At 76.9% G+C, this 2,891-nt stretch carries 1 protein-coding gene; it reads right to left on the bottom strand.

From position 1 onward, the window contains the following. Window positions 1–85: 85 nt before the first annotated feature. Window positions 86–2,683: an SbcC/MukB-like Walker B domain-containing protein gene (locus E1286_RS51640; RefSeq protein ID WP_281282870.1), complete on the bottom strand. Its 2,598-nt coding sequence runs from the start codon at window positions 2,681–2,683 to the stop codon at window positions 86–88. Between the last annotated feature and the right edge of the window lie 208 nt (window positions 2,684–2,891).

The following is a 2,891-nucleotide window of genomic DNA, read 5'->3' on the forward strand; positions in this document are numbered from 1 at the left end:
ATCTAGCCCCCGCAGAATCCCCGCCCCGCAACGGCCTCCCCTGCTCCGGCGGACTCTCCCGGCGGCACCGCCGGGAGGCGGCGCCTCAGGCGACCCCCACCGCCGACAACGTGGAGCCGGTGCGGGTCTTGGTGACCTTGAGCTGGGCGGTGATCCTCGACCGCAGCTCCGCGACGTGGCTGACGATCCCCACGGCGCGTCCTCCGTCGCGCAGCCCGTCGAGAATGTCGAGCACACCGTCGAGGGTGTCCTCGTCGAGCGTGCCGAAGCCCTCGTCCACGAACAGCGTGCCCAGCTCCGCCCCGCCTGCCTCGGCCGTCACGACGTCGGCCAGCCCGAGCGCCAGCGCCAGGGAGGTGATGAAACTCTCGCCCCCGGACAGCGTCGCCGGATCACGGTCGACGCCGGTCCAGCCGTCGGCCACCCGCAGCCCGAGCCCGCCGCCCGCGCGCCCCCGCGACCCCGCGGTCTTGCGCAGGTCGTGCCGCAGCAGGTAGCGGCCGGCGGACATGTGGTCGAGGCGCTCGTTCGCCGCGTCCACCACCTGCCGCAGCCGCTCGCCCAGCACGTACGACGACAGGCTCATGCTCCACTGGTTGTCACCGGACGTGCCGCTGGCCAGCGCCGCCAGGCGCTCGGCCAGCCGGTGCCGTTCGAACGCGGGCCGCCAGCGCTCCAGGTGATCGGCCAGCTCGGCGCACAGCTCCTCCAGCCGCCGCGCCCTGGCCGCCGCCCGGTCGCGCGTGCTCGACAGCCGGGTGAACGCCTCCTCCAGCGCGTCCCGTTCCGTTTCGAGCGCCGGCAGGTCGGGCGCCGGCTCGGCCGCCGCGGCGACCAGCTCCGGATCGGCCAGCACGCCGCTGACCGCCGCGTGCTGGTCGTCGAGGCGGCGCAGCAGCTCCGCCCGGCTCTCCCGCTCGGCCGCGCTCCGGTACGCCGCCTCCGCCTCCAGCACGTCCGCGAACCCGGCCTCGACGGCCGCCTCCTCGGCCGCCCGCGTGGCCTTCTCCAGCTCACCGCGGGCCGTCACCGCGGCCTTGGTGGCCTCCAGCGCCTCCCGCAGCAGCTCGGCCTCGTCACCCAGCCGTGACAGGCGGGCGGTCAGCGTGGCGTCGCCGCCGCGCGCCGCGTCCAGCCGCGCGCCGAGTCGCCCGGCGTCCCCGCTCAGCTCCTCATGCCGGGTACGGCACGCCGCCAGCCGCGCGGCCACCCGCCGCCCGCGCTCTTCCTGCTCCGTCCGCTCCCGCTGAAGCCGCGCCACCTCACCGGCGAGCGGCCCCTCCCGGTCAGCGGCCTGCCGCAACCTCGCCGACTCCCGCTCAGCCGCCGCGAGCACCGCGGCCCCGTCAGCGGCACGTGCCAGGTCCTCAGTGTCGGCGCCGGCAGGCCCGCTCTCCGCCGAGTCCGTGTCGTCCGCTTCCGCACCGAGCGCGGGCCCGCGTGTGCCCTCCGTCTCGCCACCGTCCACCCGAGCGGCGCCCGACTCGGGCCCAGCTCCGCCCTGACCCGCATGGTCCGGCCGGCCGGTGTCCCCGGCCGTGGTGTCCGGCCCGGCCACACTCGCTCGCAGGCCGTTGCCCGTGGAGGTGATCAGGCCGAGGGTGGTCGCCTGGTGGGCCAGGCCGGTGCGCAGGCGGGCGCGTTCGGACTCCAGATGAGTGCGGTGGGCGCGGTGGGCCGCCAAGGCCTCGGCGATCTCCCTGGCCTGGTCTCTGACCTGCTCGCGTTCGCCCTCGACGCGGTCGAGGGCGGCCGCCAGGGCCGGCTCCCGGCCGGCGACCGCCTGGAGACGGGCCAGCTCCTGCTCCGCCTGGAGCACCTGCGCTTCGGCGGCCTCGACGTCCAGCCCCGCCGTGGCCTCGGCCGCATCCTCGTGCCGGGACTCCAGCGAGGCCAGGGCGCGTTCGGCCTGCTCGCGCCGGGCGAGAGCGGCGTCGTGGGCGGCCTGGGCCTCGTGTTCGTCGTCGGCCGACGGGGCGCTCGGGGCCGGGGAGGCGGGATGCGGGTGGTGTTCGGAGCCGCAGACCGCGCACGGCGAACCGTCGGACAGGTCGCGGGCCAGCTCCGCCGCCATGCCGTCGATGCGCGCCTGCCGCAGGTCGAGCCAGCGCTCCCGGAGGGCCTGCGCGTGGTCGACGAGCCCTTGGTGCCCGGCCCTGGCGGCCTCCAGCTCCGCGGCCAGGGACTCGCGTCGACGGGTGGCGTCCAGGAGCGCCCGCGCGGCGTCGACGTTCGCGGAGGCCGCCGGAATGGCCGCCGCCTCGGCGCGTACGTCCGCCAGGGCCGCGCCCGCCTGCGCGATCCGGGCGGGCAGCTCGGCCTCGGCGGCGCCGACCTCGGCCGCGCGCTGCGCCAGCGCGTCGAGCTCCCCCTCCAGCGCGACCAGCTCACGCTCGACGCCGACCAGATGAACGGCGGCGTCGCGGACGGCCTCGACGGCGGGGATCCGGGCAGCGTCCCGGCGAACCTCGGCCAGCCTCGCCTCGGCCTCCTCGATCAGCCCGGGCAGCAGCGCCAGGCGGGCGGCGACGTCCTCATCGGCGGCCACCAGCTCGGTCAGCTCGGCCTCCACCCGCGCCAGGTCGCGCCGCACCACGGACAGCCGCGCCTCCTCGGTCAGCAACTCGGACAACCGCGCGATCTCGTCCTGCCGCCCCCGCTCCAACGCGCCCAGCCGCGCCACGACCTCCGCACCATCGCCCGCCGGCGAATCACCACCACGCACAGGCTCCGCCGGCAAGCAGCCGTCGGTTCCGGGATCCCGCGCCTGCGAGGGATCGGGCAAGAAGTCCGTACCGGGAGCCCGTGTCTCGGAGAGATCCGGGCGCGAGCCGGCACCCCGACCAGGGCTTCGCCTCGTCGTGAGAGGGGTGGTCAGGAGGGGGTGGGCG

It is taken from the genome of Nonomuraea terrae, from assembly GCF_004348995.1.
In the GTDB taxonomy this organism is placed as follows: domain Bacteria; phylum Actinomycetota; class Actinomycetes; order Streptosporangiales; family Streptosporangiaceae; genus Nonomuraea; species Nonomuraea terrae.